1 protein-coding gene is annotated in these 368 nt (G+C 64.7%); it reads left to right on the top strand.

Features of this window, described 5'->3' with window-relative positions:
* Positions 1–368: type II secretion system F family protein (locus L8H52_RS30350; RefSeq protein WP_242210172.1), on the top strand; the 368-nt coding region annotated here is incomplete at both ends.

Below are 368 nucleotides of genomic sequence, written 5' to 3'. Positions count from 1 at the left end.
CGCTATCGTTTTGAAGCCGCCGATGCCACCGGCAAGATCGAATCCGGGCACCTTGAGGCGGACAGCCAGGCTGCTGCGTTCACAACATTACGCGGGCGTGGATTGACCGCGTTGTCGGTGCACAAGGAAAGCAACGTCGCCCATCATGGCGGGGGCGGGTTGTTCAGCCCGAAACTCTCGGACAACGACCTTGCGTGGGCCACGCGGCAATTGGCGAGCCTGCTCGGCGCCAGTCTGCCGCTGGAAGCGGCGTTGAGTGCTACGGTCGAGCAGGCCGAGAAAAAACACATTGCCCACACCCTCAGCGCCGTACGTGCGGATGTGCGCAGCGGCATGCGTCTGGCCGAATCGCTGGCGGCGCGGCCACG

The organism is Pseudomonas sp. CROZ-RG-20F-R04-15, from assembly GCF_022662375.1.
Lineage (GTDB): Bacteria > Pseudomonadota > Gammaproteobacteria > Pseudomonadales > Pseudomonadaceae > Aquipseudomonas.
This window is presented reverse-complemented; position numbering and strand designations above follow the sequence as displayed.